Raw genomic sequence first — 18,017 nt, forward strand, 5'->3', positions numbered from 1 at the left:
CGAACCCGCCCGCGGAAAGCGAGTGTCCTGAAACGAAAATCAACAATTAATTTTAACAGAGGGTACTATTTAATAGATCCCTGCATAACTCCATTAATAATCGAACGTTGACCAATTATATAAAGAATTAATATTGGTAAAACAGTTAATAGTATGGCTGGAATTAATAACTCCCAGTTATTCATATAGGTTCCGTTAAATACCTTCATCATAACTGGCATTGTATAAACTGCCTCATTATTTAATACTAAAGAAGGTAATAAGTAGTCATTCCAAATCCATAAAACATTAAGAATTGACACTGTAACAGCAATTGGTTTTAACATCGGGAACACGATGATAAAGAATGTTTGAATGGTGTTACATCCATCAATCCTTGCAGCTTCTTCAATTTCAACGGGAATGGATTTAATAAACCCGTGAAAAATAAAGATAGAAAGTGCACTACCGAAGCCAATATAAAAGAAAATTAGTAGCGGGATCGGTATCGCATCGATTAATTGTAGCTTTGCTCCATAAATATAGATTAATGGGATCATCAATGATTGAAATGGAATAACCATTGAAGCTACTAGAATAGCGAATAAGACTTTATTATATTTCGTTGGTCTTCTTACCATGTGGTAAGCAGCCATTGCTGAGAAAATAACTATAAATAAGGTACTTAATGTTGTAATGACAAACGTATTTCTAAATGTCACTAGGAAGTTCATAGCATCAATAACTTGAATAAATTGATCGAAATCCCAGCTCGTTGGTAACGCGAATGGATTTGTTAATATCTCTCCATTGTCCTTAAACGAGTTGATGACTAATAACAGAAAAGGGAAGATAAATGTTACTAGTGCGATAATTGCTAAGATATATGCGAAGGTAGAAGTCACGATACGTTGTGCTCTCATTATGCCTCAACCTCCATTTTCTTACTCGAGTAAACCTGAATACCTGTAATTACTGCCACGATCACGAAAAGGATAATCCCCTGAGCTTGCCCCATTCCATAGTTCGCTTCAACAAATGCTTTATTAACAACATGCATGGAGACCATTTCTGTACTACCAAAAGGGCCACCTTTTGTTAAGGAGTAGTTCATGTCGTATACCATAAATGCATTTTTTAACGATAAGAAAACCGTTACAACAAATGATGGAACCATAAGAGGTATTGTTACATTCATGAGCCTTCTGAAAGCACTCGCCCCATCAATTTTAGAAGCCTCGATTAACTCCTTAGGGATGCTGATTAATCCTGCTATAAAGATAATCATCATGTATCCAGATGTTTGCCACACCATTACAATAACCATTGACCAGAATGCCATAGTAGGGTCACCTAGCCACCCTAGTTCTAACCATTCGATGCCAAACCTCTGGCCGAATGCAGGTAATGATTGTACAAAAATAAACTGCCAGATATATCCGAGAACAAGCCCACCAATCAGGTTCGGTGTAAAGTAAGCCGTTCTCAATGAATTTTGAATTCTTAAACCCGATGTTACTAAGTATGCAAGACCAAATCCAACGAGGTTTACAAAGAATACAGTTGCCACCACAAACTTCATGGTTAGCCACATAGACTCCCAGAATTTTGTATCTTTAAAAGCATTTACATAGTTTTCAAATCCTGCAAACACCATCGGATCAACGGGAGTATCCATTCGATTTAGTGTGATATAAATTCCATAAATAAAGGGGATTGCAACGGTTATCGCAAAAAATAATGTAGTTGGCCCCAAGAACAAAAACGAATTACCCCAATTAGCCAAACTCTTTTTCCGATCCTTCATTTTCTTCACTTCCTACTATATATTTATAAAAACTTAGCTATACCAAGTTCGTATTTTCAATTATCAAATGGATTAGTAACAGAAAGCTAAAATAAGTGGGCAGAGTAGAAAATTTTCTACTCGCCCACTTTTTGAGTTATCTAAGATCAACTATTATTGTTGGTTTTTAAAGTACTCTGTCATGAACTTTGCAAGGTCTTCTTTGCTTGATTGTCCAGCAATCAGCTTTTGCACTTCTGGTCCAACTGTTGTTGGCCAATCAGCTGCGTTGATAAAGTTTGTAGTAAATGCCATTGTTTGATCATTTGCAATTGCATCAGCAATAGCTACCCCAAGTGGGTTAGTAACAGTGTTCGGGTTATTTTTGAATGCAGAAATGATTTGTGCTTTATTTACCACAAAGTCTTGACCTGCTTCATCATATACTAACCAATCAAGAAACTTCTTAGCTGCCTCTTGCTCAGCTTCAGATGCTTTTTTGTTAATTACAAATACTTGCGTAGGACCAACTGCAATTTTATTGTTTACTGGGTTGTCAGCATTGTTGTCTACTGGTACAGGCATGAATCCGAATGTGTCACCAGCAACAGCCTTTAATGAATCATAAGCCCAGTTACCATTGAATAGAAATGCTGATTCACCTTTACCTACCGCTAAGTGAGCTGCATCATAGTATTGACCGATTGGACGCTCACCGAATTGATTGTATTCTTTAGAAGTTAATAGTTGAAGAGTATCATAGTAACCATTCCATACATCGTTAGAAGCAAGGTCTACGTTACCTGCCTTTAAGTCATTTACTAGAGTAGCAGGGTCTTCTTCTTGGTTAAGGAATAATGAGCTATAGTGATTTCCAACAGACCATGCTTCTGTTTGGTAAGCTACAGGGAATTCAACATCAGTTTCCTTAACTTGGTTAAGTACTTCTTCTAATTTTTCAACAGTGTTAACAGTGTAAGGATCAAATGTTCCACCAACTGCCTCATCTAATACCTTTTGGTTATAAACAAGTCCCATACCTTCAACTGCAAATGGGAATCCAACTACTTGACCTTCTTCATTTTTAAGAGCTGAAGTAGTTTCTTCTACCCACTTTTCACCAGATAGGTCGATCCCAACATCACCGTATTTATTTAAAGCTGCATAAGGTTCAAACATTGCTAATGTAACAACTTTTCCTGAAGCAGTAAGCTTATCGAATACGTTTAATGTATCACCAACTGCAGTTGTGTTTACTTCTACTTTAATATCAGGGTTAGCATCCATAAATGTTTGTGCTGCTTCCTTGAATTGAGTATCGATTTCACCTTTACTGTTTGTTAAAATAATAGTAACAGGTGAATCAGATGAACCAGAATCGGTTGTTTCAGATGTATTTTCCTCTGTGTTTCCTGAGCAAGCTGCTAATGATAAAGCTAATGCGCCAGCCATACCAAACATCGCTGTCTTTTTAAGCGTTTTCATAAAGTTCATTTTGTTTCTTCCCCCTTTTTTCACAAGAAAGTTTTTTCCTCGTCAGGAAATTTTCTTGCCTACGAGCTGATTATATGACAATATATTACCTAGGTCAATTAAAAAAATAGCGCTTCCAATTAAAAATTTAATTCTATCAATTTATATATCTTTTAAACGAGGTTGTGATTATATTGAAAATAACTCTTAAAGAGATTGCTAAAATGGCTGATGTATCAACGGCGACGGTCTCCAGAGTCATCAATAATAGTAAGCATGTTAATGAGGATTTAAGGAAACGTGTACTGTCTGTTCTTAAGGAAACAAATTACCTACCATTCGTGGCCCAAAATATGACCATCCAACACGATCAACTTTTAATTGGGGTCATTTGTCCTCAATATAGCAATACCGTACTTGACGATTTAATTGTTGGCATTAATAAGGTTTGTAAATTATACGGATATGATACAGTGATTGGATTAACAGATGGATCCTATGAGAATGAACTTCACTATATTGATCTATTTAGTAATAAATTAACGGTACAAGGTATGATTTTTATGGGGAATCAGTGGGAACAAGAACATTCAGAACTTACTATGAAGAACCTTACACCAGTCGTCTTAGTGGGTCAGGTATCCACCTACCCTCCTATACCATCTGTCCATGTTGATAATATTACTGCTTCCTACGAGGCGGTAACCTATCTTTTACAAAATGGCCATCGTCAAATTGCGATGATTAGGGGAAATACCGGGCAAACCGTTCGTGAAGATCGATATAAAGGCTATGAAAAGGCTTTAACTGAGGCTGGAATATCGATACAGGAAAAATGGTTGGTCGATAGTGAGTTATCAGTTGAAGGTGGGCGTCAAGCAATGGCAGCAATCCTACAACAGAGCTCATTGCCTACCGCTGTATTTTGTTCGACTGACTCTATAGCAATTGGCGCCATGACCTGTTTGATTGATCATGGTTATCAGATACCAGAAGATATATCCGTTTTTGGATTTGATGGAATAGAACTATCCAACTTGATTCGTCCTAGGCTGTCTACAATAGAATATTCCGCAGTAGAAATAGGTATGACTGCAACTAGAAACTTAATTAAACTATGTAAGGGTGAGCAAGAGGACATTGCCCCTCACTTGAATGTCATGCATGACCTCGTAATCCGGGAAAGTACAGGTGAAAAGAATAAACCGGTTTCCTAATAAGTGCAACTAAATTATTTCATGATAAACGGGGATTCTTTCTAAGTTAGTTAGAATCCCTGTTTATTTTTTTCTCCAGGAAATGGTGTTTCCTTCCAATTTATATTATAAATTGGGACATTACTGTTGTTTTTATACTCAACAACAGTAATGTCCCTTCATTTCTTGATTATTTTAAATAATGATCTACAAACTCTAAAATAGCTTTATAACCTGTGATTCTATTTTCTTTTTTTGAAAAGCCATGACCCTCATCTGGAAACACAATATACTCCACTGGTATATTATTTTCCCGGAGTGCCGCCACTACATCATCTGATTCGACCTGTAGAACCCGCGGATCATTTGCCCCTTGAAGAACAATTACTGGCTTATTTATTTTATCCGCATGGAAAAGAGGAGAAATACTACGAATGTATTCTACATTCTCATAAGGATTACCGAGCTTCTGATACAGAGCATCTCGCATAGATTCCCACCATGATGGAATACTCTTTAACGTTCTTTCCCAGTTGGTCACTCCAAAAATATCGACCCCAACTTTAAATTCATCGGGTCGGAAGGCTAGGGCTGCTAGTACCATGTAGCCACCGTAGCTTCCACCTATAATCCCAATTTTATCTGGATCAATAGAAGCTAGTGTTCTTAAGTAATTCTTTCCTTCTACACAATCTGCCAAATCCACTTCTCCATGCTGTAAGTCTGCAGCTTTAAAAAAGGTTTTTCCATATCCAGAGCTTCCGCGATTATTAACAGCTAGAATCGCATAACCGTGGTTTGCTAGATATTGAAGCAGTGGATTATAGTCTACAGTCGACTGCCCACCTGGTCCTCCATGCACCCATACTAGAGCAGGAACCTTTTCATTTGAGGAGTTATGGGGTAAATATAATATTGTCGGAATTTCAAGATTATCAAATGAAGCAAACCTAACAATTTCTGCTTTGACGAGATCTTCCTCATGAACATCTGGATGAAGAGTATCCGTTAATTTTGATACCTTTTGTGTTTCCACCTCGTAAATATATATATTTTTAGGTGAGGTTGAGCTGTTGATAGAAAGACTAATTAGCTTTTCATCTCCTGAAACCGTTACTTCTGTAATTTGCCCATCCGGTAAGCCCTCGATAGAAAGTGATTCCCCACTTTGCACCTCTACTACCTTCACCTCGGTTTTAGAATCATTGTTAACTGAATAAATCAGATAACGATGATTCTTAGAGAAAAATGCTTTTACGATATCCCAGGATTCGCTTGCAACTAATTCCTTTTGACCTGAAGAAAGCTTTACTTTTTTCAACTCTAAAAACTCTGAGCTTTCATCTGTTAAATAGTACAGATAGCTAGAAGTTTCATCAAAAATCTCTGGAGAATAATTTATTTCACCTACATGCTCACTAATATGCTTCATTTCTTTAGTTTGGCGGTTAAACACATACATATTGGAATTATTTGCGTTCACAACTTTTTGAAAGGCAAGATAGTTTTTATCTTGTGAGATTGCCCCGAAGTTATACCCATCCTTGTTTTCAAATAGTAATGTAGATTGATAGTTTTCAGTCTCCATTTCATAGACATCCATATACTTAGCATCCCGTTTATTCGAACCATAAAAAAAGCTCCTACCATCATGGGCCCATCCATAAAATTGGGCACGTTCATTCTCAGAAGTAGTAAGCTCTCTTGCAGAACCATCTTCTTCTCTCACAAAAATATGTAAAATTTCATTTCCACCCTTATCCTGTAAATAAAGAAAACGGTCATCGTTTGGGAAATAAGAAATAGCGTGGATGGCATCATCTTTTGATTGGGTTAGCATCACTGGGTCCCCACCTATCGCAGGAACTGCATAAGCATTATAAACACCACTTTTATCACTAGAATATAATACCTTGCTTCCATCAAACGAAATCGAATTATAGTTAATCGCCTCAGAGTTCAACAACTCTTCTATTCGATACTGCTTCACTGTTCTGTTTTTAGTAGACATCCCCAACCACTCCCTTTTATATTCATCATTCTATATATTCTACAAGAACAGCAAAAAGACTTCTGAATATTTAAATTTATTTTAATACTTTAACCCCATAATAGAAATGTGATTTTGTTCATGAAGGGTGATGACGGAACTTTCACCGCAAATTTTGATAGCAATTGTCCTTCATGAGGCTGATGACGGACTTTTCATCCCACTTTTAGAAAGTAATTGTCCTTCATAACGCTGTTGAAGGACATTTCATTCCACTTTTAGAAAGTAATTGTCCTTCATAACGCTGTTGAAGGACATTCCACCGCACATTTAGAAAGTAATTGTCCTTCATAACGCTGTTGAAGGACATTCCACCGCACATTTAGAAAGTAATTGTCCTTCATAACGCTGTTGAAGGACATTCCACCGCACATTTAGAAAATAATTGTCCTTCATAACGCTGTTGAAGGACATTCCACCGCACATTTAGAAAATAATTGTCCTTCATAACTCTGTTGAAGGACATTCCACCGCACATTTAGAAAGTAATTGTCCTTCATGAGGCAGGTCACAGCACAATTGGATTATTACTGGGCTCAAAAAAACCACTTGGATCACGTTTCATTGTGATTCAAGTGGTTTTTAAATGTAAAAATTTTATAAAAAATAGAACAATAAAATACTTTCAAGTAGTTTACTTCTACATGGTAAGTGAATGACATTTTTTTATTATGCTTTAACCTGGTTTACTTGATTTTGGTCATTCACATGTTCTTCATTTAGCTCGTTATGATTTGGAATGAAATATGACTTATGTCTGGATATATACCATATCGCCAGCGCAAATGATAGAATATCTGCGACCGGAAAAGCCAACCATACCCCAGTTACACCAAACATTAACGGAAGAGTAAGTAGTAATGGAATCATAAATAACACCTGACGTGACATTGACAAAACAAGGGCCGCTCTTGCTTTTCCTAATGCCTGGAACACTCCTCCAGTTACCATCTGCACACCAATTAAGATAGCTAACGAGAACATAATCCGAAGGGCAACAACTCCCATTTCTAAGGCTGCTGGATCATTTGTAAAGATGAGTAAAATTTGTTTCGGGAAAATCATAATCACTATACATGTCAAAATAGCAAGTGCCGTCGCGGACTTCATTGCTAGCATAATCGTTTCACTTACGCGCTTTGGTTGCTTAGCTCCGTAATTATAACCGACAATTGGAAGTATTCCTTGAACGATCCCAAACATAGGCATGAGCGTGAACATTATTATACGATGAACAATCCCAAACACCGCTACACCTAAAACGCCCCCATATTGAATCAGCATATGGTTGGCAATAATGAACATGATACTTCCCGAAACCTGTCTTGTAAATGCTGACGAACCAATCGCTAAAATTTGTTTGATTAATGAGAGATTCGGCCGTAAATATTTGAATTTAAATGTTAAACTACTCTTTCCTCTTAGAAAATAAATCACTAGATAAACAACTGTTACAGCCTGTGAAATAACAGTAGCAGTTGCCGCACCCTTTATCCCCCAACCAAGGGCAAAGATAAAAATCGGAGTTAACGCAATGTTTAAACCTGCTGAAATCATCATCGTTGACATTGCCATTTTGGCATTTCCTTCTGAACGGATAATATTGTTCATCGTAAAAGCAAACGCGAAGAAGATAGTTCCGTATAAGATGATTCCTAAATAATCACTAGCATAAGGTAGAATTTCCTCATTTGCTCCGAATAATAATAAAACAGGCTCTAGCAGACTAATTCCTAACAAGGCCCCTATTAGACTGACAATCAGGACCAGTCCTACCACGTTACCAAAAACTTCATTGGCTTCTTCACTTTTTTGTGCCCCAAGTAATCGTGAAATGACTGAAGCGCCACCAATTCCTACTGCACCTGCAACAGCCATAATAATCAGCTGAACAGGAAACGCTACTGATGTGGCCGCAACCCCCACTGTTCCGACACTTCTTGCAATAAAAATCGTATCTACTACATTATATAAAGCCATCACAAACATCCCTACCATTGCAGGAACGGATAACTTAACGAGAAGCTTAGGTATGGGTTCTTTGCCCAGACGTTCACTTTGTGCTTTCATCTGAATTCCCCCTTTTCAGTTCTTTTTTAATATGGGTTGCCGCATTTTGTGACATCCTTTCTAGCAGGTTGAATGCCGTGCTCACTTCCTCTTTCGTTAAACCTTGGCTTAACACTTCTGTCCAACCATCTAAAACATTAAAAAATTCATCTTTAAATTTTTGGGCCTTTTCTGTTAAACAAACTCGGTTTAAGCGACGATCTAGTTCACTTGTTTGACGGAAAACATATCCTTCCTCTTCAAGCTTTCCAATTGCTCTTGCGGTCGTACCCTTATCTATAGTAAGCCGTCTAGCCATCTCATCCTGAGATAGCCCATTTTCATGATACAACACAAGTAAAAACATAAATTGACCCTTGCCAATTCCATATGGTTCTAACTCCCTTGAAACATATACATGACCATAACGATATAAAATGGAGATCCATTTACCTAAAGATTTAGTTTCCAACCTTCCACCCCATTAGTTGCGCTTGCAACTATTCTTTTGCTTCATTATATCCTCCAATTAGTTGTTAACGCAACTATACTCAGATGAAGTTGATTATCCTAACATCATGAAAACTTGGAAAAAAGCCCATAAATAAAGAGACCGTTCTGTTAAGAACGGTCTCTCTTTAAATTTTACATATATTAGATCTGCTTAAATTCCACCCAGTCAATTTGTAACCCAGGCTTAATAAATTCAAGCTTCAACTCATATAAACCTTCTTCTAATTGGATTTTCACAAGCTTTTGAGTAATCCATTTACCATCTGTTCCATTCGTTTGGACAGTTGTTACTAGTTTATCGTTAAGAATGAGATTACAAGCCGTTTGAGCTAAATCCGTTCCAGGTGATGAAACATTAACAAACACTCTGTACTCACCCGCTGTTGCTACTTTCAACAATACTGAACCTGATTCTACTGGTTGTACTTTAGAACCTTCTAACAGGTTTTGTACATTTTCTTCTACCAGTGATGGATTGGCAGAAAATGTATTTACTTCTTCTTCAATTACTTGATTTCTTGAGAATACAGGAGCATTCATTAAAAAGTTACAAATATTCATCGCATTTCGTTGTAGCTCTCCACGGGTTAACGTTCCATTTGATAAAGACTCCATAGTATTGTCATTGGAAGCATTTACTTCTGCTCCGTAATTAGCAACGACCATATATAAATCGTTTTGCGCGCGGGCCATGAAGTTGGTATTTCTTTTATCAGCAGCGCCGCCTTCTATGACATCATTCATTTGTGCCCACCAATCGGTCATGACAATTCCATCATAGCCCCATTCCTTGCGCAGAACCGTTGTATTTAAATCATAATTGGAAGGTGCCCAGTGACCATTAATCGGATTATAAGAAGTCATAATTCCTTTAGCGCCACCTTCTTTAACCGCCATTTCAAACCCTTTTAAGTAAATCTCTCTAAGCGCACGTTCTGAAACTGCCGCATCCACCTTGGTACGAGCTTGTTCCTGGCTATTACAAGCAAAATGCTTAAGTGTAGCATGAGCTCCACCCTTCATTATTCCGCGAGTGTTAGCGATTGCAAATGTACCTGTAATATATGGATCCTCTGAGAAGTATTCAAAGTTACGACCATTTAACGGACTACGTCTTAAGTTCATACCAGGTCCAAGCAACATATCAATATTATTGCTGATTAACTCTCGACCTTCTAGTTCATATAATTCTTCCACTAAATCAAGGTCCCATGTTGCTGCTAATAATGTACCGATTGGAACTTGAGTTGCCTTGTGTCCACTATCCATACGAATACCAGAAGGACCATCTGCACAACAACCAACTGGGATTCCAAATTGAGTAAATAAACGATCACTGACTCCACCAAATGCCGAAGCAGTTCCAGGAGTAACAAGCGGACTACTCATCCCTTCTCCTCTTATAATAGTCGCAAGGTCTTCATCCGAAAGCTGAGCAATAAATGTTTCCATACTTACTTTCTGGTCATATACATCTCTTAATGTATATCCTTGATCTCCTGTTTGTTCAAAAGTAGTAGGAAGATTCTTTTCAATTCGTTCTGCCAATGAAATCGTACGTGTAGGAACCTCAACATAAGTTAATTCATACGTTCCATCCTCTTTACGAACTCCTGGCTTCATAATCTTAAAGCTTTCTGTTGGAGCTAGGGCTTCATCAAGCTGCTCAATCACTTGTAAATCTTCTACTTCGAAGCCATTTTTCCCATCAACTGCTACCTTTTCAACATTTTTCACACTGTTTCCAACATAAATTTGATACAAGCCACTTTCTAATACATAAGCGGACTTATGTCCTGTAACTCCACTATCATCATAGGAAGCCATACCGTTTACTGGGAAACTAACAGTCAGTGTTTCCGCTTCTCCCGGTTGTAGTAAGCCAGTTTTAGAAAATGCGACTAGCGCTTTGACTGGTTGACCAAGCTTTCCTTGTGGTGCCTCATAATAAACTTGAACAACTTCTTTACCTGCAAAAGCTGAACCTGTATTGGTTATATTTACTGCTAATTCAATAAAGGTTTCTCCACCCATGTTGACAACGGTTGCATCCTTTCGTTCTATATTAAATTCAGTATAAGATAAACCAAAACCAAATTCATATTGAACCTTCTCCGGACAAAATGTTTCAAAATAACGGTAACCCACATAAATATCTTCTTGATAAAAGTTACGATCCTCATTTCCATAGTTAGGAGTAGAAGGGTAATCCTGAATGGAATAGGCAATCGTATCGGTCAACTTACCACTTGGTGTTACCTCGCCAACTAACACATCAGCAGCAGCATTTCCACCTTCCATACCACCTTGCCATGTGTAAATGACACTTTGAATCGGATAACGGTAATTGTCATTATACATCCATGACATGTCAATTATATTTGGTACATTAAGAACAACGACTACTTGTTCAAAATGATTTGTAACAAATGTTAGCATTTCTTTTTCTGAGTCAGTCAACTGGTAGCTACCTGGAGCGTCAGCATTATCCTGATCTTCTCCCGCTGTACGACCTATCACAACTATCGCCTTGTCAGATTTAGCTTTTGCCTCGGATACAAGATCATCTGATATAGGCATTTCCTTTTGATGCCAAGGTTCTGCAGCCCAACCGCCACCGCCATTATCAAATGGATTTTCTTCCAACCACTTTTCATATGTAGCTGCTAATTCCTCATTTACAACGACCCCGTCCTTACTTCTAAGACCGTCTAACAGGTTAGTTGTATATTCAACATTTACACTACCACCTGAGCCTGTTCCACTTCTGTAATAGTTTATTTGCGATCTTCCAAAAACTGAAACACGTTCACCCTTCTTTATAGGTAGAACTTCTCCATCATTTTTTAATAAAACTGCACCCTCTGCAGCCACTTTCCTACTAAATTCAGCAAAACCTTCTAATGGTATTCCAATTGTGTATGTACTCATTTGCTTCCTCCAACATTTTTATAATTTATCAATTAATCTTTACATCTTCTTGTAAAAAAACACCCTCCAAACTAATTGTTCAGTTAAATATAATTTTTAGGAAAGCGGTTTCGTAATCCGTTTTATTATAGCATAAACGTTTCAAAAAAGAAGAATGAAACTTCCTAAACTTTATACAAAAACCCTCTCTCCTTAGACAAAGTAAATCTCTTTGACACCTTTTTAGGATAAAAACCTGGTTACTGCAGAAAATGATTAGTAATGAAAATAAATGGAGGACCTTTATGAATAGAATTTACCTACTCCTATTGATATTTATTTTAGTTAGCCTAGTCGGCTGTAATGGTGCTGCCAGTGATGAAGCAGGCAAAAGAAATGATCTTATGACAGGTCAGCAAGTCAATCATCATCCAGCACAGGATACAAACAATACCGAAACTAGTCAGCTAGGAACTGTAAGAAATGTCGGAAATGCAGGTCCTAGAGGTCTAGGTGACGTATTAGAACCCAACCCAATGAGTGATTTTTTTATAGCAGATGTCATTGATCTAACAAATGAAGAAAGAAGAAGACATGGATTATCACAACTCACAGCAGATTTGGATTTACAAAAGGCAGCTCAACTAAAAGCAGAGGACATGTCCAACCAGCATGAACTAAGCTATCATTCACAAGTTTATGGCTCACCTTTTGATATGCTGCGTAGCTTAGGAATCAACTATAAAGAAGCTTCGGAAAATATCGCACAAGGCCCACAATCTGCTAGAGAGGTCATGGATGCTTGGATGAATCATCCCGAGTATCGTGAAAACATTTTAAACCCTGATATTACTCATATTGGAGTCGGGTATGATACATCAGGAGATTATTGGACACAGATACTTGTTGGTAAATAACTTACTACCTGAAGGGACGGTGTTTCTTGCAACTATAGCAGAAACCCTCCCTTTTATTTTTCTTTCGATTATTTAACGGAAGAAAAAACTGAAATATCGAAAAATATTATTTTGCTTCGACTCTCGAAATGTTAAACTAGACTTATAGTTTGCTAATTATGGAGGAATGCACAATGACAAAACGTCCTATTACAGCCGAAGATTTATGTGAATTTAAATTTGTAGGAGATCCTCAAGTATCCCCTAACAAAGACAAAGTAGCCTATGTCTTAACTCATGTCGATCAAGAGAAAGATGGTTACTATTCTTATATCTATGTAACGGATTTAAATGGAGAAAATAGACAATTCACCTCTCATTATTCAAAGGAAAATTTAGTAAAAGATGCTGCTCCTAAGTGGTCTCCAGATGGGAAGAAGATTGCATTCCGTTCAAACCGTACCGGAAAAAATCAAGTTTGGCTCTTACATACAGATGGTGGTGAAGCCGTCCAACTTACAGATGTAAAACAAGGAATTGGTGACTTCACCTGGTCTCCAGATGGTAGTCAGCTCGCCCTTACCTTTAACGGAGAATTAAAGCTTACAACTGATAAAGAAGAAGAGAAGAAGGAAGAAAAAAGCGACGTGAAAGTGATTACTAGACTTCGTTATAAAGGAGACGGAGTTGGTATTTATAATGAGGATCGCAAGCATGTTTATTTATTTGACATTAACACAAAAGCTTATACCAAGATTACGGAAGGAGACCATGATTTCTCTCAGCCTCGCTTCTCCATTGACGGAAAAGAATTATTCTATATAGGAACAAAGGCAGAGGATAAAGAGTGGGGCTACCTACCTGCTATTTGGAAATTCGATATCGCGTCAAAAGAAGAAGTTTTATTCTACCAAGGAAATGGATATCTTCATTCACCAGCCCTTTCTCCAGATGGTAAATGGCTAGCAGCTGCGGGACATACTCGTGGTGAGAGAAGTCAAGGTAATGCAAATGTTCTCTTGTTCTCATTAGAAACAGGTGAATTAACTAATTTAACGGAAAGCTTTGATTATACAGTTGGCAATCTTGTAGGTGTTGACGCTAGATATGACACAGCAGAGTCACGTTTAATTTGGGATACAACAAGCTCTAACATCTATTTTAATGCTACTGTCGGGGGAGATTGTCAGGTATTTAAGGTAAATGTAAATGGCGAAGTTTCAAAAGCACTTTCTCCATCGGTTGCATCCGTAACTTCTTTTGATATCGTATCTGATGATCAAGCCGTTCTTGTGCTCGAAACTCCTCACTCTGTAGCAGATTTAGTGGCTCAGGATTTAAATAATGTGGATAATATTACTGCACTTACAGCGTGGAACCAAGAGCTGTATGATGAGGTACATGTAAGCACTCCTGAGAACTTCCATTACAAGAGCACGGATGGCGGGGATGTTGAAGGCTGGATGTTAAAGCCTTATGGATATGAAGAAGGAAGGAAATATCCGATGATTCTTCAAATTCACGGTGGTCCAGCAACTGCCTATGGAAATGGTTTACATCATGAAATGCAGTTAATGGCTGCTAAAGGATATGCGGTCCTTTATACAAACCCAAGAGGAAGTCACGGATATGGTCATGACTTTGTAAATGCAGTCATCGGTGATTACGGTGGAATGGATTATGAGGATATCATGGCTGGTGTAGATTATGCCTTAGCTAACTTTAACTATATCGATACGGACCAACTATTTGTAACGGGAGGAAGCTACGGTGGATACATGACCAATGTCATCGTTACACGTACGGATCGTTTCAAAGCAGCTGTTACACAGCGTAGTATTTGTAACTGGCACAGCTTCTACGGAACAAGTGATATTGGTTTCTTCTTTACAGAATGGCAGCATGGACATGCAGATTTATGGGATGATGTAGAAGAGCTATTAAAGCGTTCTCCGCTTACCTATGCTCGTAACGTTAAAACGCCTACACTAATCCTACACAGTGAGCAAGACTTACGCTGTCCAATGGAGCAAGCAGAACAGTGGTACATCGCCCTTAAGCGATTAGGTGTAGAAACCAAGCTTGTTCGCTTCCCAGATGAGAATCACGATCTTTCACGTTCTGGCAAGCCAAAGCACCGCCTAGAACGTCTACAGCATCTAATCGGCTGGTTTGATGATCGTTGTAATTAAAGCTAGTTAAGAAAGGATCCTATGGATTCTTTCTTTTTTTATGGCTCTTTTCGTAAAGTTTGTGGTTTTTAAAACGTTGGATAATGATAAAGGTTTATATTACTTTTAGTATTATCACAGTAATAAGCCTAATAGTATAATTCCAATCAAGTTATATAATTTAAGTAACTTTTATACATGTCTAGCGTCTAATTTTTTTAAAGGGGTGAATTCTTGAAAAGGTATATATGTTTTTTATTCTGTATGGTAATAGGTTTTACACTTTTATCAGGGTGCCAAAGTGACAATTCTGACCAATCTATTAAAACGACAGACTGGAAGCCTACAACTTATGAAACTGTCAACAACCTAGACGGTGTAACTATGATTGCAAAGGAAGGAACGGTCTCCTCTACAGGAATGACTGTGATATTTGAGAATAGCTCTGACAAACAATGTACCTATGGTGAGCAATTCTTATTGGAAAAGAAAATTGAAGGTAAATGGTATCAAGTTCCTGTTGTCATTGATGGTAACTATGGGTTTAATGATATTGGTTATGGCTTGGCTTCTTCGGATGTTAGTGAATGGGACGTTGATTGGAGCTGGCTTTACGGAAATTTGGATAATGGTGAATACCGTATAGTAAAATACATCCTGGACTTTAGAAAAGCGGGGGACTTTGATAAGTACCATTTAACGGCGGAGTTTACAGTTGATTAACAACCCAAGATTAGCATTGGTGAATTTTACATAAGTAAAAGTCTTAGAAAGTCATATCATTGATATGGCTTTTTGTGCTATTTTCAAATATGTTTATACCTCTCGCAAATAATTAGCGGCAAGGTAATTAGCCTTTTGACATGCACTCAAGAGAAAACCCTTCCCCTCTCGTAACTAAAAACACACAAACGAGTAAAAGGACAACCTTCATACTCTCAGAATATGAAAGCCGAAAATTGTCCCACTTATTGAATAATTGAATCAACTAATTATCCTTACTCATTTACACTCAACCATAATGCCATGGCTTCTTCTAGCTCATTACTTAACACGAGTTTCCTATTATACAGTCTATTCAATTCTTCATATTCCAATTGAGCTGTCTCCATTGTTAGATTCACTTCATTTATATCCTTCTCAAGTCGCTCAATTTTTTGTAATACCTCTGTTTGATCAGTTTCCTTCTTCCTAGGAACCTCTCTTTTTTGTTTACTAGATTTTTCATGAGGAACAGTAGATCTTTTCGTTTCGTTAAGACTCCGTTTTTCCTTTTCACCTTTATAGTAATCATAATTGCCTAGATAGCTATTTAATGAAAAATCCTCAATCGCAATTACTCGTTCAGCAAATTTATTGATAAAATAACGGTCGTGAGAAATAAAGAAGATCGTACCTTTAAAGTCATCTAGTGCTTCCTCTAAAGTTTCTATTGAATCAATATCGAGATGGTTAGTAGGTTCATCCAGAATAATTAGATTAATATCTTGATAAAGCAGCATGCTTAACTTTAATCTAATTTTTTCTCCTCCTGATAAATGTTTTACTTTTTTGAAGACGCTCCCTTTATAAAACATGAATTTTGCTAAATACTCTCGTGCTTTACCTTCAAGGATTGTAATATCCTCTCTAAAGCATTGCAAAACCGTTAGCTCCTCATTAGGAAATTGTATCTTTTGAGGGAGATAGGCCGCTAATACACTAGCCCCTAATTGAATCGTCCCTTGATCGGGTTGATCCTCACCTAAAAGCATCTTTAAAAACGTGGTTTTTCCACTACCATTAGGCCCAATTAACCCTACTCTTTCTCCGTAATGAACCATTACATCTGAATCTCTGAAAATCACTTTGTCTTGATAGGTTTTAGATAGTCCAACCGCCTTAACGGTTTCGTTTCCAGAACGCCCAGATGCCTGTAATGATAATTTCATATTTTTCTTCTCAAAAATGGGTTGGTCAATTCGATCTAACTTATCAAGCTTTTTTTGAATACTAGCTGCCCTTCTAAAAAACTTGTCATTCCCACCTCTCATGGCCCAATCTCTAAGAGTCAATACCTGTTTTTCCATGTTGGTAATCTTCTTCTGTTGCTCTCTAAAATGTTCATATTGAATTCTTAAATTCTCTTCCTTTTGACTAACGTAAGATGAATAGTTACCCTTATACGAAATGGATTCCATGTCCTCCACCTCAACAATTTTAGTTACCACATTATCGAGAAAATAACGATCATGAGATACGATGATTACGATTCCCTTATAATGCTTTAGAAAACCTTCAAGCCATTCAACCGAATCCATATCGAGATGATTGGTTGGCTCATCAAGTAACAAGATGTCCGGATTATGAATTAACAGCTTCCCAAGCACCACAGTCGTTTTTTCGCCACCGCTTAATAAATCAAACCCCCTGTTCAAAAAATCTTCCGTAAATTTTAACCCCGTGCAAACCTTACTTAGCTTCTCTTCTCTTTCATATCCGCCTTTTACTTCAAATAGTTGAATGAGGTTACTATATTTTTGAAGGGCTCTATCTAATTCAACGTCTTCAAGTATTTTCATTTGTTCTTCTAATGCCCGCATTTCATCATGAATAGCGTCAATCTCTTCAAAGGCTAAATTCAATACGTCTAAAACTTTTAGTCCTTCCGGGAAAGTTGGTGACTGCTCAAGATAAGCTATAGTCGCATCCTTAGGCTTATGAATTAATCCTTCATCATACCCCGGACTTGACGTTTGTGGATATCCTGGCCAATAGTTCATAGGAATAATCCCTGCAATTAACTTAAGAATTGTACTCTTTCCGCTTCCATTAACACCAACAATTCCTATTTTTTCTCCTTGATAAGCTTCAAGTGATATATTTTTAAGAACAAGTGTAGCATCCATATATTTTTTAATCCCATGTAATTTTAACTCAAACATATATTTTCCTTCTTTCATCCATATTTTACGTTATGCAAATTTATGGACAGCATGAAGAGGAACTCCGTTA

At 37.4% G+C, this 18,017-nt stretch carries 12 protein-coding genes; 4 read left to right on the forward strand and 8 right to left on the reverse strand.

All coding sequences use genetic code 11. The features are described from left to right. Positions 1-65 precede the first annotated feature (65 nt). From M1D60_RS21580 to M1D60_RS21590, 3 genes are all read right to left on the reverse strand, one after another. Entirely contained in the window at positions 66-902 is an 837-nt protein-coding gene (locus M1D60_RS21580) for a carbohydrate ABC transporter permease (RefSeq protein ID WP_456276865.1), read from the reverse strand. Further along, positions 902-1,786: a carbohydrate ABC transporter permease gene (locus M1D60_RS21585; protein ID WP_456276866.1), complete on the reverse strand. Its 885-nt coding sequence runs from the start codon at positions 1,784-1,786 to the stop codon at positions 902-904. Before M1D60_RS21585 ends, M1D60_RS21580 begins: the two co-directional genes overlap by 1 nt. 153 nt (positions 1,787-1,939) lie before the next feature. Continuing rightward, positions 1,940-3,259 carry an ABC transporter substrate-binding protein gene (locus M1D60_RS21590; protein ID WP_456276867.1) on the reverse strand — a complete coding sequence of 440 codons (1,320 nt, stop codon included), beginning with the start codon at positions 3,257-3,259 and terminating at the stop codon, positions 1,940-1,942. 173 nt (positions 3,260-3,432) lie between these two features. Here M1D60_RS21590 and M1D60_RS21595 point away from each other — a divergent pair, with 173 nt between their 5' ends. Further along, positions 3,433-4,455: a LacI family DNA-binding transcriptional regulator gene (locus M1D60_RS21595; RefSeq protein ID WP_456276868.1), complete on the forward strand. Its 1,023-nt coding sequence runs from the start codon at positions 3,433-3,435 to the stop codon at positions 4,453-4,455. Positions 4,456-4,624: 169 nt separating this feature from the next. On the opposite strand, the gene M1D60_RS21600 is transcribed toward M1D60_RS21595, so the two are convergent. From M1D60_RS21600 to M1D60_RS21615, 4 genes are all read right to left on the reverse strand, one after another. After that, on the reverse strand, positions 4,625-6,445 hold the full coding sequence (locus tag M1D60_RS21600; RefSeq protein ID WP_456276869.1) for an alpha/beta fold hydrolase: 1,821 nt from the start codon (positions 6,443-6,445) through the stop codon (positions 4,625-4,627). A gap of 708 nt (positions 6,446-7,153) precedes the next feature. Further along, complete coding sequence (locus M1D60_RS21605) at positions 7,154-8,554, reverse strand: MATE family efflux transporter (protein ID WP_456276870.1); 1,401 nt, start codon at positions 8,552-8,554, stop codon at positions 7,154-7,156. After that, the gene (locus M1D60_RS21610; protein WP_456276871.1) at positions 8,538-9,005 is read right to left on the reverse strand and encodes a MarR family winged helix-turn-helix transcriptional regulator; all 468 of its coding nucleotides are present in this window, start codon (positions 9,003-9,005) and stop codon (positions 8,538-8,540) included. Before M1D60_RS21610 ends, M1D60_RS21605 begins: the two co-directional genes overlap by 17 nt. 182 nt (positions 9,006-9,187) lie before the next feature. Then, entirely contained in the window at positions 9,188-11,977 is a 2,790-nt protein-coding gene (locus tag M1D60_RS21615; RefSeq protein ID WP_456276872.1) for a glycoside hydrolase family 3 C-terminal domain-containing protein, read from the reverse strand. Between the two features lie 284 nt (positions 11,978-12,261). Between M1D60_RS21615 and M1D60_RS21620 the strand changes: the two genes are divergently transcribed. From M1D60_RS21620 to M1D60_RS21630, 3 genes are all read left to right on the forward strand, one after another. Continuing rightward, on the forward strand, positions 12,262-12,873 hold the full coding sequence (locus M1D60_RS21620) for a CAP domain-containing protein (RefSeq protein WP_456276873.1): 612 nt from the start codon (positions 12,262-12,264) through the stop codon (positions 12,871-12,873). A gap of 173 nt (positions 12,874-13,046) precedes the next feature. After that, positions 13,047-15,044: a S9 family peptidase gene (locus M1D60_RS21625; RefSeq protein ID WP_456276874.1), complete on the forward strand. Its 1,998-nt coding sequence runs from the start codon at positions 13,047-13,049 to the stop codon at positions 15,042-15,044. A 213-nt stretch (positions 15,045-15,257) separates the two neighbouring features. Next, positions 15,258-15,746 (forward strand): immunoglobulin-like domain-containing protein, encoded by a 489-nt coding sequence (locus M1D60_RS21630; protein WP_456276875.1) that lies wholly within the window; start codon positions 15,258-15,260, stop codon positions 15,744-15,746. A gap of 275 nt (positions 15,747-16,021) precedes the next feature. Here the strand turns inward: M1D60_RS21630 and abc-f are convergent, their stop codons facing one another. Continuing rightward, a complete protein-coding gene (abc-f, locus tag M1D60_RS21635) occupies positions 16,022-17,947 on the reverse strand; it encodes a ribosomal protection-like ABC-F family protein (protein ID WP_456276876.1) in 1,926 nt (641 codons plus the stop codon). Between the last annotated feature and the right edge of the window lie 70 nt (positions 17,948-18,017).

Source organism: Bacillus sp. AK128 (assembly GCF_053903075.1).

Coding starts and splice junctions, on each gene's coding strand:
- M1D60_RS21580 (WP_456276865.1), bottom strand. CDS start 902: ATGAGAGCACAACGTATCGTGACTTCTACCTTCGCATATATCTTAGCA.
- M1D60_RS21585 (WP_456276866.1), bottom strand. CDS start 1,786: ATGAAGGATCGGAAAAAGAGTTTGGCTAATTGGGGTAATTCGTTTTTG.
- M1D60_RS21590 (WP_456276867.1), bottom strand. CDS start 3,259: ATGAACTTTATGAAAACGCTTAAAAAGACAGCGATGTTTGGTATGGCT.
- M1D60_RS21600 (WP_456276869.1), bottom strand. CDS start 6,445: ATGTCTACTAAAAACAGAACAGTGAAGCAGTATCGAATAGAAGAGTTG.
- M1D60_RS21605 (WP_456276870.1), bottom strand. CDS start 8,554: ATGAAAGCACAAAGTGAACGTCTGGGCAAAGAACCCATACCTAAGCTT.
- M1D60_RS21615 (WP_456276872.1), bottom strand. CDS start 11,977: ATGAGTACATACACAATTGGAATACCATTAGAAGGTTTTGCTGAATTT.
- M1D60_RS21620 (WP_456276873.1), top strand. CDS start 12,262: ATGAATAGAATTTACCTACTCCTATTGATATTTATTTTAGTTAGCCTA.
- M1D60_RS21625 (WP_456276874.1), top strand. CDS start 13,047: ATGACAAAACGTCCTATTACAGCCGAAGATTTATGTGAATTTAAATTT.
- abc-f (WP_456276876.1), bottom strand. CDS start 17,947: ATGTTTGAGTTAAAATTACATGGGATTAAAAAATATATGGATGCTACA.